Origin of the sequence: Streptomyces sp. NPDC002701 (assembly GCF_042889045.1) — a bacterium.
Lineage (GTDB): Bacteria > Actinomycetota > Actinomycetes > Streptomycetales > Streptomycetaceae > Streptomyces.
Genome location: NZ_JBIAQL010000006.1, coordinates 199,944 through 222,752 on the forward strand (window position 1 = coordinate 199,944; position 22,809 = coordinate 222,752).

At 70.3% G+C, this 22,809-nt stretch carries 21 protein-coding genes and 3 pseudogenes; 12 read left to right on the forward strand and 12 right to left on the reverse strand.

Features of this window, described 5'->3' with window-relative positions; all coding sequences use genetic code 11:
* Window positions 1–85 precede the first annotated feature (85 nt).
* Window positions 86–478: an ester cyclase gene (locus tag ACFYXC_RS19410; RefSeq protein WP_389553125.1), complete on the reverse strand. Its 393-nt coding sequence runs from the start codon at window positions 476–478 to the stop codon at window positions 86–88.
* An 84-nt stretch (window positions 479–562) separates the two neighbouring features.
* Between ACFYXC_RS19410 and ACFYXC_RS19415 the strand changes: the two genes are divergently transcribed.
* Window positions 563–1,171, forward strand: coding sequence for a TetR/AcrR family transcriptional regulator (locus ACFYXC_RS19415; RefSeq protein ID WP_389553127.1), 609 nt, complete (start codon window positions 563–565; stop codon window positions 1,169–1,171).
* 64 nt (window positions 1,172–1,235) lie between these two features.
* Here ACFYXC_RS19415 and ACFYXC_RS19420 read toward each other — a convergent pair whose 3' ends face one another.
* Entirely contained in the window at window positions 1,236–2,486 is a 1,251-nt protein-coding gene (locus ACFYXC_RS19420; protein ID WP_389553129.1) for an MFS transporter, read from the reverse strand.
* Window positions 2,487–2,815: 329 nt separating this feature from the next.
* Here ACFYXC_RS19420 and ACFYXC_RS19425 point away from each other — a divergent pair, with 329 nt between their 5' ends.
* Window positions 2,816–3,895, forward strand: coding sequence for a MerR family transcriptional regulator (locus ACFYXC_RS19425; RefSeq protein WP_389553131.1), 1,080 nt, complete (start codon window positions 2,816–2,818; stop codon window positions 3,893–3,895).
* A 76-nt stretch (window positions 3,896–3,971) separates the two neighbouring features.
* On the opposite strand, the pseudogene ACFYXC_RS19430 reads toward ACFYXC_RS19425, so the two are convergent.
* Window positions 3,972–4,522 (reverse strand): annotated as a pseudogene (locus ACFYXC_RS19430) (LuxR C-terminal-related transcriptional regulator); the annotation flags it as partial.
* On the opposite strand from ACFYXC_RS19430, the pseudogene ACFYXC_RS19435 reads away from it, so the two are divergent.
* Window positions 4,485–4,565, forward strand: a pseudogene (locus ACFYXC_RS19435) (PPOX class F420-dependent oxidoreductase); the annotation flags it as partial. The pseudogenes ACFYXC_RS19430 and ACFYXC_RS19435 overlap by 38 nt on opposite strands.
* A 260-nt stretch (window positions 4,566–4,825) precedes the next feature.
* On the opposite strand, the gene ACFYXC_RS19440 reads toward ACFYXC_RS19435, so the two are convergent.
* The gene (locus ACFYXC_RS19440) at window positions 4,826–5,635 is read right to left on the reverse strand and encodes an SDR family oxidoreductase (protein WP_389553133.1); all 810 of its coding nucleotides are present in this window, start codon (window positions 5,633–5,635) and stop codon (window positions 4,826–4,828) included.
* A gap of 101 nt (window positions 5,636–5,736) precedes the next feature.
* Here ACFYXC_RS19440 and ACFYXC_RS19445 point away from each other — a divergent pair, with 101 nt between their 5' ends.
* A complete protein-coding gene (locus ACFYXC_RS19445; RefSeq protein WP_389553135.1) occupies window positions 5,737–6,609 on the forward strand; it encodes a helix-turn-helix transcriptional regulator in 873 nt (290 codons plus the stop codon).
* A gap of 73 nt (window positions 6,610–6,682) precedes the next feature.
* Window positions 6,683–7,147 carry a YybH family protein gene (locus tag ACFYXC_RS19450; RefSeq protein WP_389553137.1) on the forward strand — a complete coding sequence of 155 codons (465 nt, stop codon included), beginning with the start codon at window positions 6,683–6,685 and terminating at the stop codon, window positions 7,145–7,147.
* Between the two features lie 845 nt (window positions 7,148–7,992).
* Here the strand turns inward: ACFYXC_RS19450 and ACFYXC_RS19455 are convergent.
* A complete protein-coding gene (locus ACFYXC_RS19455; RefSeq protein WP_389553139.1) occupies window positions 7,993–8,445 on the reverse strand; it encodes a peptidoglycan-binding protein in 453 nt (150 codons plus the stop codon).
* Between the two features lie 237 nt (window positions 8,446–8,682).
* On the opposite strand from ACFYXC_RS19455, the gene ACFYXC_RS19460 reads away from it, so the two are divergent.
* A complete protein-coding gene (locus ACFYXC_RS19460; RefSeq protein WP_389553141.1) occupies window positions 8,683–9,117 on the forward strand; it encodes a VOC family protein in 435 nt (144 codons plus the stop codon).
* A gap of 196 nt (window positions 9,118–9,313) precedes the next feature.
* Here ACFYXC_RS19460 and ACFYXC_RS19465 read toward each other — a convergent pair whose 3' ends face one another.
* The 3 genes from ACFYXC_RS19465 to ACFYXC_RS19475 all read right to left on the reverse strand — a co-directional run bounded on the left by ACFYXC_RS19465 (window position 9,314) and on the right by ACFYXC_RS19475 (window position 11,856).
* The gene (locus ACFYXC_RS19465) at window positions 9,314–10,060 is read right to left on the reverse strand and encodes an SAM-dependent methyltransferase (RefSeq protein ID WP_389553143.1); all 747 of its coding nucleotides are present in this window, start codon (window positions 10,058–10,060) and stop codon (window positions 9,314–9,316) included.
* Between the two features lie 218 nt (window positions 10,061–10,278).
* Entirely contained in the window at window positions 10,279–10,752 is a 474-nt protein-coding gene (locus ACFYXC_RS19470; RefSeq protein ID WP_388909465.1) for a hypothetical protein, read from the reverse strand.
* Between the two features lie 252 nt (window positions 10,753–11,004).
* The gene (locus tag ACFYXC_RS19475; RefSeq protein WP_389553145.1) at window positions 11,005–11,856 is read right to left on the reverse strand and encodes a helix-turn-helix transcriptional regulator; all 852 of its coding nucleotides are present in this window, start codon (window positions 11,854–11,856) and stop codon (window positions 11,005–11,007) included.
* 193 nt (window positions 11,857–12,049) lie between these two features.
* On the opposite strand from ACFYXC_RS19475, the gene ACFYXC_RS19480 reads away from it, so the two are divergent.
* Both ACFYXC_RS19480 and ACFYXC_RS19485 read left to right on the forward strand, forming a co-directional pair.
* Window positions 12,050–13,048, forward strand: a complete 999-nt coding sequence (locus tag ACFYXC_RS19480; protein ID WP_389553147.1) for an SDR family oxidoreductase — start codon at window positions 12,050–12,052, stop codon at window positions 13,046–13,048.
* 149 nt (window positions 13,049–13,197) lie between these two features.
* The gene (locus ACFYXC_RS19485; protein ID WP_389553149.1) at window positions 13,198–13,581 is read left to right on the forward strand and encodes a winged helix-turn-helix transcriptional regulator; all 384 of its coding nucleotides are present in this window, start codon (window positions 13,198–13,200) and stop codon (window positions 13,579–13,581) included.
* A 188-nt stretch (window positions 13,582–13,769) separates the two neighbouring features.
* Here ACFYXC_RS19485 and ACFYXC_RS19490 read toward each other — a convergent pair.
* Window positions 13,770–14,237: pseudogene (locus tag ACFYXC_RS19490) on the reverse strand (FAD-dependent oxidoreductase); the annotation flags it as partial.
* A 285-nt stretch (window positions 14,238–14,522) separates the two neighbouring features.
* Here ACFYXC_RS19490 and ACFYXC_RS19495 point away from each other — a divergent pair.
* From ACFYXC_RS19495 to ACFYXC_RS19510, 4 genes are all read left to right on the forward strand, one after another.
* A complete protein-coding gene (locus ACFYXC_RS19495; protein WP_389553151.1) occupies window positions 14,523–15,302 on the forward strand; it encodes a dienelactone hydrolase family protein in 780 nt (259 codons plus the stop codon).
* A gap of 157 nt (window positions 15,303–15,459) precedes the next feature.
* Window positions 15,460–16,839, forward strand: a complete 1,380-nt coding sequence (locus ACFYXC_RS19500) for an MFS transporter (RefSeq protein WP_389553153.1) — start codon at window positions 15,460–15,462, stop codon at window positions 16,837–16,839.
* Entirely contained in the window at window positions 16,836–18,101 is a 1,266-nt protein-coding gene (locus ACFYXC_RS19505) for an FAD-dependent monooxygenase (RefSeq protein WP_389553155.1), read from the forward strand. Before ACFYXC_RS19500 ends, ACFYXC_RS19505 begins: the two co-directional genes overlap by 4 nt.
* Window positions 18,102–18,148: 47 nt before the next feature.
* The gene (locus tag ACFYXC_RS19510; protein ID WP_389553157.1) at window positions 18,149–19,147 is read left to right on the forward strand and encodes a hypothetical protein; all 999 of its coding nucleotides are present in this window, start codon (window positions 18,149–18,151) and stop codon (window positions 19,145–19,147) included.
* Between the two features lie 109 nt (window positions 19,148–19,256).
* Here the strand turns inward: ACFYXC_RS19510 and ACFYXC_RS19515 are convergent, their stop codons facing one another.
* From ACFYXC_RS19515 to ACFYXC_RS19525, 3 genes are all read right to left on the reverse strand, one after another.
* On the reverse strand, window positions 19,257–20,180 hold the full coding sequence (locus tag ACFYXC_RS19515) for a 5-dehydro-4-deoxyglucarate dehydratase (protein ID WP_389553159.1): 924 nt from the start codon (window positions 20,178–20,180) through the stop codon (window positions 19,257–19,259).
* 144 nt (window positions 20,181–20,324) lie between these two features.
* A complete protein-coding gene (locus tag ACFYXC_RS19520; protein WP_389553161.1) occupies window positions 20,325–21,302 on the reverse strand; it encodes a 2-hydroxyacid dehydrogenase in 978 nt (325 codons plus the stop codon).
* A gap of 16 nt (window positions 21,303–21,318) precedes the next feature.
* Entirely contained in the window at window positions 21,319–22,593 is a 1,275-nt protein-coding gene (locus tag ACFYXC_RS19525; RefSeq protein WP_389553163.1) for a glucarate dehydratase family protein, read from the reverse strand.
* Window positions 22,594–22,809: the final 216 nt, after the last annotated feature.

Here is a 22,809-nt window from a genome sequence, read left to right on the forward strand (position 1 = left end):
TGTGACCCGGGTGACTTGGGTGACCCGGGGGGCGTGGGCGGTGTGTGTCGCACGGGGATGAGCCGGCGACTCCGAACAGCGGGTATCAGGCGCTCAGTTGCCGGAGGAGTGCGTCGGCGTCGTGCAGGGCGGTCATGTGCACGAAGCGCCCGTCGCGGACCTGATAGATGGCGTACTCGACGATCTCGAAGGAGGCGCCGGTGGGGGCCACGCCGAGCCACTCCTTCACCGGCGTGCCGGTGTTTACCAGACGCGCGGCCAGTCGGTCACCGTCGAAGAGGAGCTCCTTGAGCTCCCAGCGGAGGTCCGGAACCGCGTCCACGTCGTGCTTCTGGACCGCGATGAGATCGTCCCGGGTGGCCGGCTCGCCGTTCAGGGTGGTCCGGTCGTCGATGAACTCGTCCATACCGTTGAACTCGTGGGCGTTGAGCGCCTCGATGTAGCGCAGGTAGAACGCGCGCAGATCACTGTCTGGCATGGAGTACTCCTTCTGTAGCGATCGTTGCGGAAGTCGAACGGTAGCACTTCTGCAGCGATCGCTGCAGAAGGGTAGGCTGGGGGAGTGGAGACAAAACGGAGCGGCCCTGTCGGCCGACCGCGAGGATTCGACGCGGACGAAGCTCTCGAGCGCGCCATGCTGGTCTTCTGGAGGCATGGCTACGAGGGCGCCAGCACCGCCAACCTGACGAACGCCATGGGCATCTCCACCACCAGCATGTACGCGGCCTTCGGCAACAAGGAGAAGCTGTTCCGCAGGGTCCTGGAGCGGTACACCGAAGGCCCGAGCGCCTACCTGGTCCGGGCCATGGAGGAGCCGACCGCCCGTGACGTCGCCGCCGCGGTCCTGGCCGGCACCGTGCGTACCACCACCCGCCCGGCCAATCCGCAAGGGTGTCTGGGCGTCCACGGCGCCCTGACCGCCAGTGACTCCGGGCAGGAGGTCCGCGACCTCCTCGTCGCCTGGCGCAACGAGGGCTACTCGTCCGTCCGCGAGCGGTTCCAGCGGGCCGTCGATGACGGCGACCTGCCCGTGGACACCGATCCGGGGCTACTGGCCCGCTACCTCACCACCTTCGCCCACGGCATCGCCGTACAGGCCGCGAGCGGTGTCGACCGCGAGGAACTGCAGGAGCTGGCCGACGCGGCCCTGCGCAACTGGCCGCCCTTCTGAGACCGCCGCCCGGTTGAGCCGGCGGATGCGGAAAACCGGCCCCGGCGCTCGGTCGCGAGACCGGTCAGCCCGTCCGACGATCGACGGTCGAGTCCTCCGGGCGCACCGTGCCGGAGGACGGGGACGGGGACAGGGACGATCGCGTGGCCGAGGCGATCGTCTCGGAGCGGGAGCCGCCCCGGTCCATGAGCCCTCCTGTGAAGGCGAGGCCGAGGCCCGCCACGGCGAGGGCCGCGCCGACCAGGTTGGGTGCGGCCCAGCCCCAGCCCGCCGAGATGACCAGGCCGCCGAGCCAGGCGCCGCCGGCGTTGGCCAGATTGAAGGCGGAGTGGTTGGAGGCCGCGGCCATGGTGGGAGCGTTCTTCGCCTTGGCCATGAGGAGCATCTGAACGGGCGTGGTGATGAGGGAGCCCATCGCACCGATGAAGGTGATGGTGAGCAGGGCGGGCACGGTGGCGTGGACGGTGAAGTAGAACGTCACCAGCGCCGCCGCGAGCAGGACGAGTCCCCCGTACAGGGTCGGCCGCAGGGCACGGTCGGTGAGTGGGCCGGCGAGCAGGGTGCCGGCGGTCATTCCGACGCCGTAGAGCGCGAGGACCAGCGTGGTCGAGGCGTCGGAGACACCCGTCAGGTGCGTGAGCATGGGCACCAGGTAGCTGTAGACGGCGAAGAATCCGCCGAACCCGACGACGGCCGTGGCCAGACCGATCGCGACCTGCTTGTTGCCCATCGCCCGCAGCTCGTGCCGGATGCCGGACTGCTGCCCGCGGGGCTGGTGAGGGACGAAGAGGGCCAGTGCGACGAGGGCGACGAGACCGATGACGGCGACCGTCCAGTAGGCGGAGCGCCAGCCGAGCTGCTGGCCCAGAGCCGTGCTGGCCGGCACGCCGACGATGTTCGCGACGGTCAGCCCGAGGAACATCTTGGAGACGGCGCGTGCCGCCCGCTCGGGAGCGACCAGCCGGGAGGCGACAACCGCGCCCACACCGAACAGCGCTCCGTGCGGCAGGCCCGCCAGGAAGCGCGCGGCGAAGAGCAGACCGAAGTCGGGGGCGATCGCGGAGGCGGCGTTGCTGACCACGAACAGCCCCGTCAGGAGCAGCAGCAGTCGCTTGTGGGGTATGCGCGCGCCGATACCGGTCAGGACGGGGGCGCCGACGACGACTCCGAGTGCGTAGGCGGAGACGAGGTTGCCGGCCTGCGGCACGGACACTCCGACCCCGTCGGCGATCTGGGGGAGCAGCCCCATGGTCGCGAACTCGGTGGTGCCGATGCCGAACGCGACGACGGCGAGGGCGAGCAGGGCCAGGGGCATGGTGCGGGGGACCTTTCGGGGGCGGCGGCCGGTGTGGGGAGACGAGAGCGGGCCCGAGAGCACTTTCCGTCCCCCGTAACCTGTCGCAGCCATGGAACAGGGCAGGCCCCTTGAGCCAGCAGGAGGGGCCGGCCGAGCATTCCAAGATCGGACCCCGACTTCCCGTGACGTCCATCACGCCCGCCGGGACCGCGGACCGCGGACCGCGGACCGCGGACGGGGGACCTCGGACCGGAGCTTCGGCTGATGTCCTTGGTTGACCTTCACCTTGGGGGAGCCCACAGCATCGGAGGTGCCGGGTGAGGTGCCCGGTATGAGGAGGAACGAGCATGGGGTTGCTGACCATCGGGACGTTCGCGAAGGCGTCCCGGCTGTCACCGAAGGCGCTGCGCCTCTACGACGAGCTCGGCCTGCTGACCCCCGCGCGGGTCGACCCGGTGACCGGTTACCGCCTCTACGCACCCGAGCAACTGGATCAGGCCCGGCTCGTCGCCTGGCTGCGAAGGCTGGGGATGCCGCTGGCCCGCATCCGGCAGGTCTGCACGCTGGACGCAGGTCAGGCGGCCCAGGAGATCCGAGCGTTCTGGGTGCAGGCCGAAGCCGACACCGCCGCACGGCGGGACCTGGCCACCTTCCTCATCGACCACCTGTCCCGGAAGGACCGTGCCTTGTCCCCGACCGCCAAGCCCCTTGCCATCCGTTACGCCGCCCTCTCCGACACCGGCCTCGTCCGCGAGAGCAACCAGGACACCGTGTACGCCGGGTCCCGGCTGCTCGCCGTCGCCGACGGCTTCGGTGCCCAGGGAGCTCTCGCCAGCGCCGCCGCCGTCGACGCGCTCAAGCGCCTCGAAACCGACAGCAGCCCGGCCGGTGATCTCCTCCACCTGCTCGAAGACGCCGTCGAACAGGCCGAACGGGCAGTGAACGGTGTCGCCGGGCCCGCTTCGTCGTCCGACGAGGCCGGCACCACACTCACCGCGATGCTATGGACCGGCTCACAGCTCGCCCTTGTCCACATCGGCGACTCCCGCGTCTACCTTCTGCGCGGTGGAGAGCTGTTCCAGATCACCCACGACCACACCATGGTGCAGTCGATGGTCGACGAGGGACGCCTCAGCTCTGCGGAGGCCGCCTCCCACCCTCGGCGGTCCCTGCTGATCCGCGCCCTGGGCCCCGGGGCCGATGGCACCCCGGACATGCGCCTGCACGACGTCGAGCGGGGGGACCGCTACCTGCTCTGTTCCGACGGTCTGTCGACCGTCGTGCGGACCGAGGAGATCGACCGGGTGCTCTCCGAGATCGATGAGCCCGAGGCGGTCGTACGCGAACTCGTCGCCCTGGCCAACGGCTGCGGCGGCCCCGACAACGTCAGCTGCGCGGTCGCCGACGTCATGGAGCTCCAGCAGTAGGAGCGAGCGCCCCGCATGTCGGGTCGCAAGGGTGATACGAGGCCGGGGCAGCGGTCCACGTCCCCAGTCGCTGTCGGCCGGGGACGACGAGGCCCGATTCGTACGCGATCACCACAGCCTGTGCCCGGCTGGCGAGGTCGAGTTTGGTCATCGTGCGGTTCAGGTGGGTCTTGACGGTGGCTTCGCTGATGTAGAGGCGGTCGGCGATCTCCAGGTTGGACAGGCCATGGGCGATGCGTTTCAGGACCCCCAGTTCGCGGGAGGTCAGAGCGTTCAGGTCCGTGGGCCGTTCGCCGGTGCTCTGGCGCGCGTATGCCTCCACCAGGCGTCGGGTGACGCTGGGTGCGAAGAGCGCGTCACCGCCGCCGACCGCGGCCACCGCGGCGAGCAGCCGTTCCGGGGTGGGATGCCCGAGGCTTGGGCGAGGATGCGCCGGGTGGCCTCGATGCCGTTCATTCCGGGCATCCGGATGTCCATCAGGATCACGTCCGGCGTGGTCTCGGCGGCCAACACCACGGCCTCCGCGCCGTCGCCGGCCTCGCCGACCACCTCGACGCCGGGTGCGGCGCGCAGCAGCCCGACCAGGCCCGCCCGTACCGTGCGGTTCTCGACGACGGCCGACCGCATCAGGGTCGGACACTTGCGACGCGACCCGCGAGCGGCGCTGCATGAACCGTGGTGATCTCGGAGACCTCGGCCTCGCCCTCAGCAACGGCGAACGACCACATGTCACCGACCTGCACAGGTGGACCGTCTGTACGGAACCGCACTCGACATCAACGGTTAGGTCGATTCGGGTCCGTGCTCCGAGCGCCGGGGACACCGGCACCGGGGAAGACGCCGGCCAAGCACTTCGAGGCTCACGCGCCCCCCCGCTGGTCGGCGCCTTCCGCACCGCGGACGTCGTTGTCAGCCCCCGATAGCGGGGTGTCAGCCGAGCTCGGTGGGAACGACCGTCAGCTCGGCGATGTTGACCCGGGCCGGTGCCGCCACCGAGTACGTGATGGCGTCGGCCACGTCTTCCGCGGTGATGGTCGTGATGGCCGACCGCATCTTGTCCAGCCCGGCCCGAGTGGCCTCGTGCCCCATGTCGGCGCCGAGCTCCGTGACGGCGAAGGCGGGGTCGACGGACCGCACCCGTACGCCGCGAGGCCCGAGAGAGGCGCGCAGGTTGCGGGTCAGCTGGGCGACCGCCGCCTTGGTCGCCCCGTAGACCGGGTAGTCGGCGAAGATCACCTCGGCCGCGATCGAACCCAGGTTCACCAGGTCCGCGGGCCGTCCGGCTGCTGCCGCGTCGAGCAGGTCCTCGATGAAGACCCGGCCGGTCGTCAGCAGCCCTCGCAGGTTCACGTCGATCATCTGGTCCCACTCGGCTGTGTCCGCCTCCTCGAACGGCGCTCCGAGCATCACCCCCGCGTTGGCGACCACCAGGTCGGGCCGGCCCAGGGCGGCGCGGATCGTCGACGCGGCGGCGGTCAGCGCGGCGGCGTCGGTGACATCGACGGGGACCGCCAGGACGTCCACGGCGTGTTCCTCGCGCAGGGTCGCGGCGAGGTCGTCCAGCGGCCCGGGACGCCGGCCGAGCAGAGCGACCGACGCGCCTTCGGCGGCGAATCGGTGGGCGGTCGCGGCGCCGATCCCGGCGCCGGCGCCTGTGATCACCGCGACCCGGCCGGCCAGCGGACCAGCGGGCACATCGGCGACGGGCAGGGAGGAGTCGTGCGAAACGTTGTCTGTCATGACACCGAGCATGTTCGGCGGACCGCAGGCCAGCCAGGGTGGTCTTGTCCAGGGTGTGCCACACCCAGGTAGCGGATCGCGTGTGCGCCTACCGTTGAGGCATGGACCATGACAACTCCTTGGGAGAGTTCCTCCGTGCGCGGCGAGAAACGACGAGCCCGGACCAGGTCGGACTGGTCTGGTCGGGCCGGCGCAGGACGCCTGGCCTGCGCCGAGAGGAGGTCGCCCAGTCGTCCGGGGTCAGCACCGACTACTACGCCCGCCTGGAACAGGGACGGGAGAAGCATCCTTCCGCACAGGTGGTGCACGCCCTGGCCCGCACCCTCGGACTGAATCCCGAGGAAACGGCGCACCTGCACCAGCTGGCGCGGACGGCCCGTGGCCGTGTCCGGCGGGGCGACGGTCTGTCCGTCAGCCCGAGTCTGCTCCGCCTGATGGACGGCTGGCTGCACACCCCCGCGCTGATCCTCGACCGCCGGCTGGATGTGCTGGCCGGCAACCGCCTCGGGCGCGCCCTCTTCGCCGGCATGCTGGAACAGGGTGAGACGAACCTGGTCCGGTTCACCTTCCTGAACCCGGACGCCCGGGACTTCTACCCCGACTGGGAAGGCGTCGCCAGGTCCGGGCTGGCGGCCCTGCGCGCGGGCAGCGGCGACTTGGTGAACGATCGTCGGCTGACCGAGCTGGTCGGTGAACTGTCCCTGCGGAGCCCGGAGTTCCGCCGTCTGTGGTCCCGGCACGATGTACGGGGCAAGGCTCATGAGGCCAAGTCCTTCAACCACCGGCAGGTCGGCGAGCTGACCCTGACCTACGACTCGTTCACCGTCGACAGCGCGACGGACCAGCAGCTCATCGTGTACCAGGCCGAGCCCGGCAGCGCTTCACAGCAGGCCCTCGCGCTGCTCGGCACGGTGGCCGCCGACCTGCCCGCCTTGCCGCCTGTGCCACTCGGTGACCACCTACAGGAGCACTGAGCCCTGGCTGTCCCACGATGGTGGGTGCGACGGACCCTGCCTAGGTCCCGCCCGCGGCTCTAGCGTCGAGGTCATGAACGATGAACAAGTGATCGCGGACCTGCACAGCCGATGGGTGTTCGGATGGGAGCGCAACGAGGGGGACCCGCCGTTCGACTTCCGGCGCACCTTCGGCGAGCTGTACGACTTCAGCTCCCCGGACGTCCGCCTCTACGACGACTTCGACCCCGAGCAGCGCGTGGCGAGCACAGCCGCCGGATACGGTGCGATCTGGGAACCCAACTTCCGCAGGATGGTCGCCGCACGTCATGCCGTCGACGACGGCCCGTACGTCATCGCCGACCATGACCTGGCCGCGTCCACGCTCACCTTCGTAGCGCGGATCACCCTGCCCGACGTCACCACGGACATCCGTACCACGACGTCCCTGGTCTGGCGCCGGACGCCGGCCGGCTGGCGGATCGTCCGCGAACACAACTCGACCAAGGTGCTGCCCGAGGGCCACCTCGACGACCTGCTGCCGACACACAGCGGGTGAACGTGCAGGGACGCCCGACCGACGACGTGACGGTCCTCGCCGGTGGTCAGCGGAGCCGTCCTGGCAACGCGGCGCGGCTTTCCGGGACTTGACCGTTCGGTGCCGATGCGCGAACACGAACAACGCACGGGCCCTTACACAGGAAGTCCACGGAGCCATGCCCGTCGGACGGCTCCCCATGACAAGGAGGACCGCGGGTCCGGACGTCGCCGCGTACCGGTACACGCAGTCGCCCCGCTGAGCCGTGCCGACCCACTGGCCGCCCGGTGTCGCCCGCATGTTGACGTTCGTGCCGGTGATCTCGGAGATGGCCGGACGCGAGGAGCGCTCACCTGTCCCAACGGTCAGGTCAGCGGGGTGTGGCACGACGTCTACAACTACCGAATCGGCTCGGCTTCGCCGAGTCCTCCGTACGCCGTTCGGACGTATCCGCGGCACTCGACCGCGCGCGGTCGGGAGACGGGCGTTTCCCCTCGGGGCGTGCGGTCGTTGAGTCGGCATGATCAAGAAACTCGCGTTCATGTCCGCTGTCGCCGCCGCCCTGCTGGTGTCCGCTCCTGCCGCACAGGCGGCGACTGCCCCGGGCCCGTCCACTGAAGTCCCCGGTGGCGACCTCCTGCGCAGTGTCCTGGGGTCACTGGAAGTGGGTCACCCGGTCGCCTCCGCCAGTTCGCTTCTGCCCGGTGGCGTTCTCGGTCGGTGAAAGACCCTGCTACGGGTTGCGGGGAAATTCCCGCAACAGAGCGGAAGCGGGCCGGGGTACGCGGGCGACCTGCCCGCGTACCCCGGTCTCCATGAGGCGGTCGGCCTCACGTCGGTCCAGTGGACCTGCGCACCGGCAGGCGTTACCAGATCCGCAGGCAGGGCCAGGTCTTCGGGCCCACCTCGCCGTCCCAGTCATTGGGGTCGGTGAAGCAGACCTTCTGCGCGTTGATCACCGCTGCCCTGGTGTTGTTGCCGAACTCGCCGTCGATCCCCTTGGGATCGAACCTGCTGTCTCCGACGCGGTTGGCCCAGTAGGTCAGCAGGCACTGGACCTCGACCACCCGGTTACCGGTCTGACCGAACTCGGTGTTGGTCGTGTTGGTGGAGCTGTAGCCGGCGTACAGGTACGACCCCTGCCAGGAGAAGTGACAGGTGTAGGCCGAGGCGGCGGCGGGTGCCGCCGCGGGCACCGATGACGCCGAAGCGGCGGGAGCGAGGGCCATGAGTGCCGTGCCGACGACTCCGGCCGTCGCGAACGTCGCCAGCCTCAGCGCGGTCTTCCTGGTTCTGCTGTCGGTCGTGTTCCTGGTCATGAACGCTTCCTCCCTGGAACCGGTGTTGTCCGGCGAGGCCACGATGCCAACGCCGCGCACCGCGGGCCAGGTCTTTCGAAGGAGCTGAAAAGACGCAGGTCAGGCGGTTGGGAGGCGGGCAGGTGCGGAGAGTGCAAGGCTGACGAACGGACAGGTCTACCCCAGGTGCGGTCCTGCCGACAGACTGCGGATCTGTTCGGGGGACGAGCGGCAGAATCTCCCTGCTATGGTGCGCCGATGTCATCGATCAGGCAGTTCCAAGTCACCTTCGACTGCGCGGAACCTGAGCGTGTCGCGCGCTTCTGGTGCGAGGTGATGGGGTACGTCGTACCGCCGCCGCCCGAGGGGTTCACCACCTGGGAGGACTACCACCGTGCGCAGCCCCCTGAGAAGCGAGGCGCATGGTTTGTGTGCAAGGACCCCGCGGACGTCGGCCCGCGCATGTACTTCCAGCGCGTTCCCGAAGGGAAGGTCGCCAAGAACCGGATGCATCTCGACGTACGGGTCGGCACCGGACTCGTGGGCGAAGAGCGACTGGCCACGCTCAAGGCCGAATGCGCACGACTGGTCGCGCTCGGCGCGGTACATGTGCAAACGCTGGTCGCCGACGAGGAGAACGAGTCGTGCATCGTGATGCAGGACATCGAGGGCAACGAGTTCTGTCTCGACTGAGCGTCCTCGACGTCGGCACGGCCCCCGCCCGTCCCGCTGAAGCGTCGACGACCCGGGTCTGCGTCATGAAGGCGCGCAGGGCCGGGACCCCGACAGACCGGGACCCCGACAGACCGGGACCCCGACAGGCCGGGTCCGGGCAAGAACGCTGCCCGGACCCGGCCTGTCGGACCGCCGACGGCCCATCAATGACCCATCAGCGCCCCATGAGTGCGAAGACCCCCCAGCCGAGGTGATCACGCTGGTACCTCGCGTACCGGGCGGGGCCGGTGGTGAGCTCGGTCCGTACCTCCGCTGCCAGCTCGTCGTCCGGATGCCCGTCGAGCCAACGGCGGAGGTTGAGCCACTGGGCTGCCTGGTACCGGTCCCAGCTGTCCTGATCGGCCAGCACCATCTCCACGACGTCGTACCCGAGTTCGCCGAACCGTTCGATCAGTTCCGGCAGGAGCAAGAAGTCGTCCTTGCCGCCCGCCAGGCAGGCTTCGGCTGTTTCCTGGTCCGGTACTTCCTGACGCCAGTACGGCTCGCCGATCAGCATCAGGCCGCCGGGACGGAGACTGTCGCCCAACTGCTCGACGGTGCCGGCCACGCCGCCCCCGATCCAGGTGGCACCGACGCACGCGGCGACGTCGACCGGCTCGTCCGCCACGTAACCGGAGGCGTCGCCGTGCACGAAGGCGACCTGGTCGGCGACGCCGAGTTCGGCGGCGCGGGCGCGGGCCTTCTCCGTGAACACCGTGCTGATGTCCACCCCGGTCCCGGTGACGCCGTGGTCACGGGCCCAGGTGCACAGCATCTCGCCCGATCCACTGGCGAGATCCAGTACGCGGGTCCCGGGAGCCAGCTGTAGTGCCTCGCCCAGGATGACGAGCTTGTCAGGGGTGAACGGGTTGTGGAGGCGGTGACTGCTTTCGCGAATGGTGAAGATGCGTGGCAGATCCACGAGAGGTGGTCCTTCGGTTCGATGCGGTCATGGCGTTCGCGGAGGACAGCCGACCGGAGCCGGCTGCCGTTGCTTGGACCGTCATCAAGTCACCTCGTGTGGAACGTATGGATCGCGAACCCGCTGAACATAGACCCTTCGCGTCGACGACTCCACCGGTTATCGACTCTTCCCGTGCCTTGCCGGCGTGCTGCCCCCGCCGCCTTCGGACGGCGGGCTCAGAAGTGCGGGGTCAGAGTGCTCGACCAGGTGTACGTACCGGTGGAAGGAATGCTGCTCCACTGATACGCGCTGTCCGGAGCCGGCAAGTAGATGTAGGGAGCCCCCGCAGGCAGGGGATCGAGTATGCAGTTGCCCCTGTAATAAGGGTTGTCCGGGCTCAGGTAGCAGCGCCAGTTGTACCAGAGGTACGTGCCGGCGGGCAGCGTGAGCGTCCCGGATCCAGTGGAGCCGTTGAGCGTGACGCTCCAGGTGTAGGTGCCCCCGAGAAGGCGGATCTGATGAGGGCCCGCAGCGGGAAGGTGAGCTTGAGGGGAACCGTTCGGTGGCGGCACCACGAGGTAGATGGAGCGGGAGATGGTGACGGGTGGGTAGGCGGCGGCTTCGGCCGACGGCGCGCCCAGGACGGTGACTCCGAGCATCATGAGGCACGCGACCACCATGGACGACGCACGTCTCTTCAAGGAATGCATGTCTTCCTCCGTGTCCTCAGGTCGCCCCAGGTGTAGCAGCTCCGCATTGTTCGCCTTCGGGACGCCGGCGCCGAACAAACAACTCCCGGAAATAGACCCCGTCACTACGTCGAGCACGACCAGGGAGGCGCCGGGCCGGGCACAGCACCCACCGCCGAGCCGACCCCCGCCGAGCCCACCACCGCTCCGGCGACCCGCTGGATCCGCCGGGTCTGCCCGGTCCGCTGCGTCCGCCGGACCGGGTCGTCCGGTTCAGGTTGTCCGCGCGACAACCTGCTGGGATCCGATGACGGACAGAAGCTGCAGTTTCTCGTAACTCTCGCTGCCGGGGGCGGCGGTGTAGACGAGGAGGATGTGTGACTGGTCAGGGTCGAGAAGCGTCTGGCAGCTCAGTTCCAGGTCGCCGACCTCGGGGTGTCTGTAGCGTTTGACGCCGTTGTAGTGGATGCCGATCTCGTGGTCGTCCCAGACGGTGCGGAATTCCTCGCTGTGGGCCATGAGGAGGTCCATGAGGTGCGCCGCCCGCGACCCGGGGCCGCGGAGCGTGACCATCTTGCGCAGTCCGGCCGCGAAGACGCGGGAGTGCAGCGCGTGGTCGTCGGGGTGGTACCTGGCCCGGGTGGCCGGGTCGGTGAACCACCGGTAGCCGATGCTGCGGGCCGGACCGGTGTACCGGGTGGTGTCGCCGGTGAGCGCCACGCCGAGCGGGGTCTGCCGGAGTGTCTCGCCGAGCTCGGTGACGATCTCGGCGGGGGTGTCGGTGAGCCGGTCGAAGATACGCAGCAGGCCGGGACTGACGTGTTCACTGGTCGCACCTCGCGCCGGCGGGTTGTGCCCGGCGAGGCGGAACAGATGGTCGCGTTCGTCGAGGGACAGACGCAGACCCTGCGCGATGGAGGCGATCATCTGCTCGGACGGGTGGGGTCCGCGCTCCCGCTCGAGCCGGCTGTAGTAGTCGGCGGAGATGTGGCAGAGCGTGGCGACCTCCTCGCGGCGCAGACCGGCGGTCCTGCGCCGTTGCCCGCGCGGGAGGCCGACGTCTTCAGGCTGTAGCGACTCCCGGTGGTGGCGCAGGAACCCGGCGAGCCCAGCTCGATCGATCACGACGGCGTCCTCCTTGATTTTCCCGCCTGTCCATCCTGCCACCGGTGCCGGACGGCTGCCTCGGACTGTCGATCCCCCCTTGAGGCCGGGGCCGCCCGGGGCTGTCTGCCTGGGATCGAGAGGCCGTGGATAACCCCTCGGGCCGGGCGCAACCTGAGAGCACATCCGCTTTCGGGAAGACCAGGAGCAGCACATGGCACGCACACAGCCGGACATCACCGTTCCCGACCTCTCAGGGAAACTCGCCGTCGTCACCGGCGCCAGCGACGGTGTCGGACTGGGCCTGGCAGCCCGCCTCGCCGCCGCCGGTGCCGAGGTCGTCATGCCCGTCCGCAACCCCCGTAAGGGCGGAGCCGCCGTCGCGAAGATCAAGGAGCAGCACCCGCGAGCGGCCCTGTCCCTGCGGGAGCTCGACCTGTCGTCGCTGGACTCGGTCGCCGCACTGGGAGCCACACTGCGCGGCGAGAACCGTCCGGTCCACATCCTCGTCAACAACGCCGGCGTGATGACCCCGCCGCAGCGGCAGACCACCGCCGACGGCTTCGAGTTGCAGTTCGGCAGCAACCACCTGGGGCATTTCGCCCTGGTCGCCCACCTGTTGCCCCTGCTGCGCGCCGGACGCGCGCGCGTGACCTCACAACTCAGTGTCAGCGCGAACGCGAACGCCATCAACTGGGACGACCTGAACTGGGAACGGTCCTACCACGGCGGCCGCGCGTACAGTCAGTCCAAGATCGCCCTCGGCCTGTTCGGACGCGAACTGGACCGGCGCAGTCGGGCCGGAGGCTGGGGGATCACCAGCAACCTCGCCCACCCCGGCATCGCCCCCACCAGTCTCCTGGCCGCGCGCCCCGAAGTCGGCCGGGCACGGGACACCGCCGGCGTACGCGTCATCCGCGCTCTCAGCCGCCGCGGCATCTTCGTCGGGACGGTCGGGACCGCGCTGCTGCCGGCCCTGCTGGCCGCCACCTCACCGGACGCGCGCGGCGCCCGCCTGTACGGTCCCAGCGGACCGGGGCACCTGTCCGGCGCGCCCGCCGAACAGGCCCTGTACTCCCGCCTCCGCGGCGACGACGAGGCCGTACGCGTCTGGGAGATCTCCGAGAGGCTCACCCACACCTCCTTCCCGCCCGACGAGGACACCCGGTCCGGCTCGGGAGCGGCAGGCCCCGGCAACCATCGGCCGCGGTGAAGGGGGAGAGGAACACCTGCCACCGGCCGACCGTGCCGACGCCCTCACCCGTGCTCGCCCTCTCCGCCTGCTCTCTTGTCGTTACTCAGGAACTGTAGGAGAGTGAGAGTTGACCTGGAAGAACGCATTTTCGGTGACTGGGGAGCCTGATGGGGACCAAGCAGCTGCTCAAGGGCCTGCCCGAGGACGCCGACCTGCGGCGCGCGGACTCCCTGGCGCGGGAGATCTTCTCGGACGTGGCCAACAAATGGGCGCTCCTGATCATCGAGGCGATCGGTGAAGGCACCCGGCGCTTCAGCGAGTTGCGCAACGAGGTGGAGGGCATCAGCCACAAGATGCTCACCCAGAACCTGCGCATGCTGGAGCGCTACGGCCTGGTCGAGCGAAAGGTGCACCCCACCGTGCCGCCACGGGTCGAGTACACCCTCACCGAGCCGGGCAGGGCACTGCGCACCACGGTGGACGCCATGTGCGACTGGACCCACCAGTACCTCAGTCACATCGAGGACGCGCGCCACCGCTTCGACGCCTGACGGCCGTCGCCGCCAGGTCGCTGAAGGGCGGCGACTGTGGTCACCCGTCACCCGTCAGCCGTCACCGGTCACCGGTCACCGGTCACCGGTCACCGGTCACCACGAGTGGGCGACCGGCGCGTCGGGTGCGTACTGCCGCCAGGCACCGTTGAGGCGCGTCAGCCGTTCCGTGGCGGCGATGCCGTGCAGGTCAGCCCTTCGCCGACGACCAGCACAGTGCCGCCCTCACGCAGGCCCGCGAGGCGCTCGCGCAGCCGCAGTGCCGAGGACCGGCCGGCCACATCGAAGGCGTACTCGGCCACGCCGGGGACACCGTTGTGGGCTACGGAGCTGCCGAGCGCGTAGAGGAGCGTGTCGTACGCGAGCTCGCCGTCGCCGTCCTCGGTACGCACGGCGACGGTCCGGCGCTCGGGGTCGATGCCGGTGACGCGCGCCAGGCGCAGCCGCACCCCGGTGCCCGCGAACACGTCGGCGAGCGGGCGGAACGCGATGTCCTGGCCGATCGCGAGCTGGTGGAGCCGCATCCGCTCGACGAAGTCGGGCACGGCATTGACGACGGTGATCTCGGTGTCGGCGGGGGAGAGCCGCCGGGCCAGGTTGCCGGCGGCGAAGGCCCCGGCGTATCCGGCGCCGAGTACGACGATGCGGTGCTTCATGGCGGTGCTCCTGTCTCGTTCGCGTGCCCTTCGAACGAGACGGCACCCCTGTTGCTGACAGGAGCCGCGTGTGACGCGGGTCACGCCTGCCGGCCGAGAGGGCTTCCGCCGCGGAACTCGCTGGCGGGCCACGGTGACCGTTGCTAACCTCCGGGAGGCCGTGCGAGAGAACGAGGAGGTGGTACCCGTGAACGCAGTATCGACATGGGTGCTTCCCTCCGGGGTCACGGTCGGGCGATAGGTCGTCCGGGAGCGCCGTCAGGTGTACTCCCGAAAGGCACGACCATGCAGTTCACTTCCTCGACGCGCCTCGACGACGGCGTCCTCGAACGCGAATTCACCCTCGGCGAGATCCCCGGCACCCTCTGGTCACCCGGATCCTGGACACCCGGATCCGCATCGGTCCCGCTGGTCCTGATGGCCCACAACAACGGCCTGCCCAAAGCCGATCCCCGGCTGGTGGCCCGGGCCCGGTACACCGCGGCGCGCGGCTACGCGGTGGCCACCATCGACGCCGCCGGGTGCGGGGACCGCCCCCGTTCCGCCGCCGACGAGCAGGTCCGGGCCGACCTCCGGCGGGCGGTGCGGGCCGGTGAGCCGGTCGACGAGATCATGGAGTCCCTCGTCGGTCCCCTGGTCGACAACGCGGTCCCGGAGTGGCGGACCACGCTGGACGCCCTCCTCGAACTGCCCGGTCTCTGCGGCCCGGTCGGGTACTCCGGGGGGTGGGCCGCCCTCGGCATCCGGCTGGCGGTGGCCGAGCCACGCATCGCCGCCGCGGGCTTCTTCGCCGGGGGATACGTGCCCCGTGCCCAGCGCGAGGAGGCCCGGCAGCTCACCGTTCCGCTGCTGTTCCTGTTGCAGTGGGACGACGAAGGGAACCCCCGGCAACGGGCCCTGGAGCTGTTCGAGGCTTTCGGCAGCAAGGAGAAGACGCTGCACGCCAATCCGGGAGGACACACCGGCACCCCGTGGTTCGAGCTGGAGGACGGGTGCCGGTTCCTGGACCGGCACTTGAAGCAGCGCGGGCCGTCCCACCCCGTCGCGGCCCGCGCCGGCTCGTAGTGCGCAGGCACCAGGACAGGTAGCTGGACGGTCCGGGCGCACCAGGTCGAGACGGCTGCGGGGGACGATGCCCGGCAGGGCGCCGCGGGGGGAGTGTGGGAGGCGCGCGGGATCTCGCGCATTCCTCTTGCCCAATGGCGTCTGGAGTGATCAGCAGGTGGCGACTGTTCTCGGGAGGCTGTCGATCAGTGCCCTCGGCGTACTGGCCCTCGCTCTCGGCACCCTGCAGTCAGTGGTGGAGCCGGCGCTCCCGCTGCTGCAGCAGGAGTTGAGGGTCAGCCCCGCCGAAGGGGCGCTGATCGGCAACACACTGCTCATCACCGGCGCGGTCATCACCCCTGTCGCAGGGAAACTTGGCGACCGCTACGGCGGAAAGCGGGTACTGGTATGGCTGATGGCGGTGGTCTCGGCCGGTGGTCTGTCGGCCAGTCTGGCGCCGAACCTGCCGGTGTTGCTGCTCGGCCAGGTGTTGCAGGGCGTCATGGTGGGTGCGCTGCCCCTTTCGTTCATCCTGGTGCGCAAACACCTCACGCCGAAGGAGTCACAGGCGGCCATCGGGCTCGTCGTCGCGCTGTTCACGAGCGGCAGCATGGTGGGAACGCTGTGTGCCGGGCCGATCGCGGAAGGACTGTCCTGGCAGTGGATGTTCGCCCTGCCGACGATCGCGGTCGTCGCGGCCACGGCGGTCGTGACATGGCTGATGCCGCATGATCCACCGGTCCACTCGGACGACGGGATCGACTGGCCCGGCACGGTACTCCTGAGTGCCGCCTTGCTCGCTTTCATGCTCGGACTCGTGACGGTGACGAGGGACGGTGGCGTGCCGCCGCTCGCGGTCGGTGCCATCGTCGTGGTCGTGGTCGCCCTCGCCGCCGGGTGGGTTGTCGTCGAGCGCCGGGCGGCCTCGCCCATGGTGGATCTGCGCATGCTGGCGCAGCCGGCGATGTGGCACGCGTGCGTGCTCACTCTCGTCATCACCAGCAGTTCCGGCATGGTGCTGTTCCTGCTCCCGCAGTTGTTCGCGGTGTCGGGCGACGGGTACGGCTTCGGAGCCGGCACCACCGACATCGGACTGTTCCTGCTGCCCGGCGCGATCGCCGGGGCGGTCAGCGATTCCGTCGGCGGGATCGCGGCGCGGCGTCTTGGTCCGCGTGTCGTGGTCGTGGCGGGCGCCGTCGTCACGGCGGCCACGATGATCGCGCTGGCGTCGCTGCACACCGCGCACTGGCAGCTCGTCGTCGCGAAGGCGCTGACCGCGTTCGCCGCGGGAGTGGGCACCACGGCGCTGCTCGCCGGAACCGCCACCGCTGTCGGGACGAAGGACATCGGTATCGCCACCGGCCTGCTCGTGGTCACGCGCGTGATCGGCGTCGCCGTGGGCGCCCAGGTCGCCGGCGCGATCCTCGATGCCGGGGCCGAACCCATGACGGGCCTGCCGGCGGAGTCGGCCTTCGTCACAGGGTTCACCGTCGCCGGCCTGGTCGCCGCGTTGTCACTGCTCGTCGTCCGACTCACGAAGAAAGGAGTCCAGGCATGACACCGTCCGGACTGTCGAGGGATGTGCGTACTGCCGCACGGCGCAGGGTCCTGATCTCCGGGGCGGGCATCTGCGGACCCGCACTGGCGTACTGGCTGCACCGCTCCGGATTCGAGGTCACCGTGGTGGAGAAGGCGGGCGGAGTGCGCGACGGCGGGTACCCCGTCGACGTCCGCGGGACCGCGGCGGAAGTGGTCCGGCGGATGGGCCTGCTGCCACGACTGCGGGACGCGCACATCGACTCGCTTCGCTGCACCTTCCTCACCGCCGACGGCCGTGAGATCGCCTCGGTCAGACCGAGCACGGTCGCAGGCAGTGTCGAGGAACGGGACCTCGAAGTACGCCGCGGAGATCTCGCCACGGCCCTCCACGAGCTGGTCCGTGACGACGTGGAATTCCTGTTCGACGACTCCGTCGCCACCCTCGACCAGTCCGATGAAGGGGTTGATGTCACGTTCCGCAGCGGGCACGGTCGCACGTTCGACCTGGTGGTGGGCGCTGACGGTATGCACTCACAGACCCGGGAGCTGCTGTTCGGTCCCGAGGAACGGTTCCACCGCTACCTCGGCCACTGCTTCGCCCTCTTCACCATGCCGAACTCCCTCGGGCTCTCCCGCGAGGTCATGCTGTGGAACAGCCCGGGAAGGGCCGCAGCCCTCTACGCCGTCGGGGACCACCACGAGCTGCACGCCCTGCTGACCTTCCACCGGCCGGTGCCGCCGTCCGACGCCCTGCGGAACCCGGGCACCCAACGGGAGTTGGTCGCGTCGACGTTCGCCGGCGCGGGATGGGAGATCTCCGGCATGGTCGACGCCATGCGCGAAGCGGACGACCTCTTCTTCGACATGGCCGGGCAGATCCGCATGCCCCACTGGTCCAGCGGCCGTGTCGCGCTCGTCGGCGACGCCGCGTACGCACCCTCGTTCCTCACCGGACAGGGGTCGAGCCTCGCGCTGGTCGGCGCCTACATGCTCGCCCACGCCCTGGCCACGAACCCGGACCACACCGCGGCCTTCGCCGCCTACGAAAGCGGTCTTCGCGAGTTCGTCACCATGAATCAGGCACTGGCCGACAACGGGGCGGCCACCCTCCTCCCCACCACGGCGCGGGCTCTGGAGCGGCGCGACGCCCGGCTGCGTCACCTCGTCACCCTGCCCTCCGCGACGGCACGACCGGCCTACTCGGCGCTCACACTCCCCGACCCGCGACGCGCAGCGCCGAGGGTCAGTGCTCCGCACCCTTTACACACTACGAGTGAATGAGCGGATTGTTCGGTTCGCGCAGGTGACGGGTCTTCTACGGTCGCACAATGGATCCGAGGGCTGCGGGAAAACCCCTGCGGGCGAGCGCGTGGGTCTGGGGCGCGGTGGCCATGGCCTGTCTGGTGGGAGCGGTACTGACCTTCAGCGGCCCGCGGGGGGCCGGGAACGTGGCGGTGCGGACGATGGCGTTCGGGCCCTCCACCGGGTGCTGGGGGCTGGCCGTCTCCCTGTGCCTCCGCGCGTTCGGGGCGGGTGGACGGATGCGGAGACGTCTGCTGATGCTGGGGGGTTCGGCGGTGGCCGGGGGTGTGTACCGCGGGGCGGTCGAGGTGCTGTCGGTCCACCCTCCGGGCTCGGGACCCGACGAGCGATCACTGCTCGGTTCCGTGGTGATCACCGCGGTGACGCTGGCGGTCGGCCTGGGTATGGCAGGTCTCGTGGTCGCGGCCGACGCCGGGAAAGGCCGGCACGCGTTGCTGCGGCGCGTGCTGGACGGGGTCATCACCGCCGGGGCCGTGTTCATGTCGGGGTGGGTCCTGCTGCGCGGGACCGTCGACGGCTGGCGGCTGGGGATGATCGGTGGCCTCTGGACCACGGAGGTCGTGATCCTCAGCGTTCTGTTCACCCTGCGCCGCCTCGTGCCCGGCCATCAGCGGGCCGCCGTGGGGGTGGGGATCCTCGGGCTGTCCCTCATGCTGACCGGGGACACCCTGCGACTGTGGACGGCCGGCCCCCATGACCCCGCGGCGATGTCCTGTCTGCTGGCCGACAGCTGCGCCACCGCGGGCCTGCTGGTGCTGGCTGTCGGCGCCTGGCTGCCGGGCGGGGCGAGCGTCCTCGGCACTGCCCAGCCGACGTTGCGATGGGGGACGGAGGGGGTGGCCGCGTTCCTTCCCCTGACGGTCTGCACGGTCACCGCGCTGGGCTATGTGGTGGCTCCTCCTGACCGTGACCCGGTGCCGCTGCTGGTCGGCGGGACGGCGCTGCTCAGTCTCTGGGCACGCCAGACGTTCCTGCGGAACGAGAACAGGAGAAGCGACGACTGAGTCTCCTGTGACCGTCCTCGCCGTCGCGACCGCCCGCCATGCTCACCCTTGTCCAGCTTTGTTCACGGGGCCTTGTCCAGCCTTGTTCACGGGTCGTGTCCAGCTTTGCTCATGGGGCGAGTACGGCACGCCCCGCCGCGATGATGGCCGACAGTTCCTCGACCTCCTGTGCGTCGAGGGACGTGAGCGGTGGGCGGACCGGACCGGCCTTGAGCCCTTCGAGGGTGACACCCGCCTTCACCAGGGCCACCGCGTAGCCGGGAACCCGCTTGCGCAGCCTGACCATGGGGTGGAAGAAGGTTCGCTGCAGCGCGTCGACCCGTTGGTGGTCGCCCTCCTCCAAGGCCCGGTGGAAGGCGAGGGAGATGTCGGGGGCGAAGGCGAACGCGGCGGAGGAGTACAGCTTCACGCCCAGGGCCCGGTAGGCCGGTTGGCTCGCCTCCGCGGTGGGCATGCCGTTGAAGAACTGGAAGTCCTTGCCGGACGGGCTGAGCGCCTCACGCACGGCGGGGATGACGCGAGCCACGAGATCGAGGTCGCCGGTGCCGTCCTTGAGGCCGGTGACCGTGGGGAGTTGCGCCACCTCCGCGGCCGTCCGCTCGTCGAATCGCGCGTTCGCCCGGTTGTAGACGATCACGGGCAGGGCGGTCTCCCGGGCCACCTCCCGGGTGTACGCGACGAGTCCGTCGGCAGGCGACTCGACCAGATAGGGCGGCATGAGCAGCAGGCCGTCCGCGCCGGCCGCCGCCGCGGCCCGGGCGAACCGCCGGGCCAGCCCGAGCGCGCCGCCGGCCCCCGCGTACACCGGGACCCGTCCGGCCGCCGCGTCGACGGCGGTCCGTACCACCGCGGTGAACTCCTCGACGTCCAGGGCGTGGAACTCGCCGGTGCCGCAGGCGACGAACACGCCGCCGGGGCCTGCCTCGACTCCGGTCGCCACGTGCTGGCGCAGAGCGTCGAGGTCGACCTCGCCGATGTCGGTGAAGGGGGTGACGGGAAAGAAGAGGACGCCTTCGAGCATGAGTGTCTCCAACTCCTGGAACAGCGGAACGGCGGAAGGGCAGGACCGGCGGATGAGGCCGGGTGGGCGGGCGCGACGGACCCGGGCCGACCGGGGCCGCCGTGGGACGGAGCATCCGACGGTCCGGGGCCCGGGGTGCGGGGTGCGGGCGCCGGGTCAGGTCGCCGCGGGGACGGCGGCGCGGACCACGTTGGCGAGCGGCCGGCCCTGTTGCAGTCGGTTGATGTTGTCGGCGATCTCCGCCGCGCGGGCGGCGAAGGTGTCACCGGTGTGGCCCGAGTGGTGCGGGGTCATCACCACGTTGGGCAGGCGGTGGAACGGCAGCCGACTGGGTGCCTGCGGCGGACCGGACCACCACACGTCGAGCGCGGCTCCCGCGATGACACCGGAGTCGAGTGCCTCGTAGAGCGCCTCCTCCTGGACCACCGGGCCGCGGGCCACGTTGACGAGCAGGGCCGTGGGTCCCATGGCCGCCAGTTCCGGGCGGCCGATCAGCCCGCGGGTCGAGGGGCCGAGGGGGACCGTGACCACCACGACGTCGGACTCGGCCAGCAGCTCGGGCAGCCGTTCGTTGCCGCCGATCCAGTCGGTACGCAGGTCCTCGGGGACCGGCGCGGCCGGGTCGCGGCGCACGGCACGCACCCGCAGACCCACCGCCTGGCACAGCCTGGCGACCTCGGTGCCGGTCTCGCCGAACCCGATGATGCCCACCCGGCGGCCCTGGAGCGTCCTGCCGAACGGCAGGTCAGGATCGACGGCCACGTTGCGCCAGTGGCCGGCCCGCAGCGCCCGGTCGGCGCCGAGGACGTCGCGGGACAGCATCATGACGGACATGAGCACGTGCTCGGCGATGGAACGGCCGTGATGGTGGGTGGTCGTGACGGACACGTCCGGACCGAGCGCGTCCAGCGGGATGCCGTCGTAGCCCGCGCCGACGACGTGGACGAGCCGGAGCCGTCCGGCGCGCCGCGCGTCCTCGGCGCGCAGCTGCGAACCGACGTACACCTCGACGTCCTCGATGGCCTCGGAGAGACGTGCCGCGCTCCAGTCGAAGGACTCCAGCCAGGTGTGCGCGCCCTCCGTGCGGGCTTTGAGGGGTTCGTGGAAGCGGCTCAGGATGCGGTGGTTGAGCATGATGCGCACGGTCGGGTCACCACCGGGGGGTCTCGGTCGAGAAGGACGGGTCGACGCGGCGCATGTAGCCGGTGTCGTCGCGGTCGCGCAGCCCGCAGTCGAGGTACTGCTGGTGCAGCCGGGCGAGCGCGTCCCGGTCCAGTTCCACGCCGAGGCCCGGCGCGGTCGGCACGGTGACGCGGCCCTCCTTGAACCGCAGTACCCCGGTGTCCACGACGTCCTCGTCCGGCTGCTTCCACGGTGTGTGCGTGTCGCAGGCGTAGGTGAGGCGCGGGGTGGCGGCGGCCAGGTGTGTCATCGCCGCGAGGCTGATGCCCAGATGGGAGTTGGAGTGCATCGACAGGCCCAGTCCGAAGGTGTCGCAGATCGCGGCGAGCTGCGCGCAGCGCCGCAGGCCGCCCCAGAAGTGGTGGTCGGACAGGACGATGCCCACGGACCCCCGCGCCACGGCCGGGGCGAGGTCGTCGAAGGAGACGACGCACATGTTGGTCGCCAGGGGCGTCGGTGTCCCCGCGGCCACGGCGGCCATGGCGTCGAGGCCCTCGGTCGGGTCCTCCAGGTACTGCAGGACCCCGTCCAGTTCGCGCGCGACACGCAGTGACGTCCGCGTACTCCAGCCGGCGTTCGGGTCGAGGCGCAGCGGCAGGTCGGGGAAGGCCGTGCGGAGGGCCCTGACCGCCGCGATCTCCTCGTCCGGAGGGAAGACACCGCCCTTGAGCTTGATGGAGGAGAAGCCGTACGTGTCGATCATGCGTCGGGCCTGTTCGACGAGGCCCGCCGGGTCGAGGGCGGCGCCCCAGTCGTCGTCGTCCTGCCCGGGGTGTCCGGCCCATTTGTAGAAGAGGTAGGCGCTGTACGGGACCGAGGGGCGCACCGCGCCGCCCAGCAGGTCGCTGACCGGCCTGCCGATCAGCTTGCCCTGGATGTCCAGACAGGCGACGTCGAACGGCGACATCACCCGGTCCACGGCGCTGCTGCCGGTGACCATCCCGGACATGCCGTCACCGCCGGTGGTGTCCGCCCCCAGCGCGCGCGTGGTGCGGGCGACGAGGTCGTTGAGGCTCCAGACGTCCAGGCCCGTCAGCTCCCCGGCGGCACGGCGCAGCCGTTCCAGATGGAGTGTGCCGCCGTAGGTCTCGCCGACGCCGGTGACACCGGACTCCGTGGTGATCTCCACGATCGTCCGCAGCGCGTAGGGCTCGTGCACCCCGACCGTGTTGAGCAGGGGAGGGTCCCGGAAGGCTACGGGGGTCACGGTGACGTCGGCGATGCGTGCTGCGTTCCCTGCCATCAAGCCATCCTCATATGTAGTCGGCGTTCTCATTTGTAGACAGCCGCCGGTGGAACTGTCAATGGCCGAGCCCCGCCGTCCCTCCGGAGGGGCGCCGCAGGCTACGGGACGGGAGCGAGCGGGACCCCTTCCGTGAGGGACCTCTTGAGGTTGTTCAGGGCAGGTCGCCCGCGAGGTGTCCGTGACGTTCTCGGTGTCCGCATGGGGCCGGAGGGT

What these genes read in the sequence shown, in the direction of transcription:
- ACFYXC_RS19410 (WP_389553125.1), bottom strand. Translation starts at nt 478, where the DNA reads ATGCCAGACAGTGATCTGCGCGCGTTCTACCTGCGCTACATCGAGGCG.
- ACFYXC_RS19420 (WP_389553129.1), bottom strand. Translation starts at nt 2,486, where the DNA reads ATGCCCCTGGCCCTGCTCGCCCTCGCCGTCGTCGCGTTCGGCATCGGC.
- ACFYXC_RS19425 (WP_389553131.1), top strand. Translation starts at nt 2,816, where the DNA reads ATGGGGTTGCTGACCATCGGGACGTTCGCGAAGGCGTCCCGGCTGTCA.
- ACFYXC_RS19440 (WP_389553133.1), bottom strand. Translation starts at nt 5,635, where the DNA reads ATGACAGACAACGTTTCGCACGACTCCTCCCTGCCCGTCGCCGATGTG.
- ACFYXC_RS19445 (WP_389553135.1), top strand. Translation starts at nt 5,737, where the DNA reads ATGGACCATGACAACTCCTTGGGAGAGTTCCTCCGTGCGCGGCGAGAA.
- ACFYXC_RS19450 (WP_389553137.1), top strand. Translation starts at nt 6,683, where the DNA reads ATGAACGATGAACAAGTGATCGCGGACCTGCACAGCCGATGGGTGTTC.
- ACFYXC_RS19455 (WP_389553139.1), bottom strand. Translation starts at nt 8,445, where the DNA reads ATGACCAGGAACACGACCGACAGCAGAACCAGGAAGACCGCGCTGAGG.
- ACFYXC_RS19460 (WP_389553141.1), top strand. Translation starts at nt 8,683, where the DNA reads ATGTCATCGATCAGGCAGTTCCAAGTCACCTTCGACTGCGCGGAACCT.
- ACFYXC_RS19470 (WP_388909465.1), bottom strand. Translation starts at nt 10,752, where the DNA reads ATGCATTCCTTGAAGAGACGTGCGTCGTCCATGGTGGTCGCGTGCCTC.
- ACFYXC_RS19480 (WP_389553147.1), top strand. Translation starts at nt 12,050, where the DNA reads ATGGCACGCACACAGCCGGACATCACCGTTCCCGACCTCTCAGGGAAA.
- ACFYXC_RS19485 (WP_389553149.1), top strand. Translation starts at nt 13,198, where the DNA reads ATGGGGACCAAGCAGCTGCTCAAGGGCCTGCCCGAGGACGCCGACCTG.
- ACFYXC_RS19495 (WP_389553151.1), top strand. Translation starts at nt 14,523, where the DNA reads ATGCAGTTCACTTCCTCGACGCGCCTCGACGACGGCGTCCTCGAACGC.
- ACFYXC_RS19505 (WP_389553155.1), top strand. Translation starts at nt 16,836, where the DNA reads ATGACACCGTCCGGACTGTCGAGGGATGTGCGTACTGCCGCACGGCGC.
- ACFYXC_RS19510 (WP_389553157.1), top strand. Translation starts at nt 18,149, where the DNA reads ATGGATCCGAGGGCTGCGGGAAAACCCCTGCGGGCGAGCGCGTGGGTC.
- ACFYXC_RS19520 (WP_389553161.1), bottom strand. Translation starts at nt 21,302, where the DNA reads ATGCTCAACCACCGCATCCTGAGCCGCTTCCACGAACCCCTCAAAGCC.
- ACFYXC_RS19525 (WP_389553163.1), bottom strand. Translation starts at nt 22,593, where the DNA reads ATGGCAGGGAACGCAGCACGCATCGCCGACGTCACCGTGACCCCCGTA.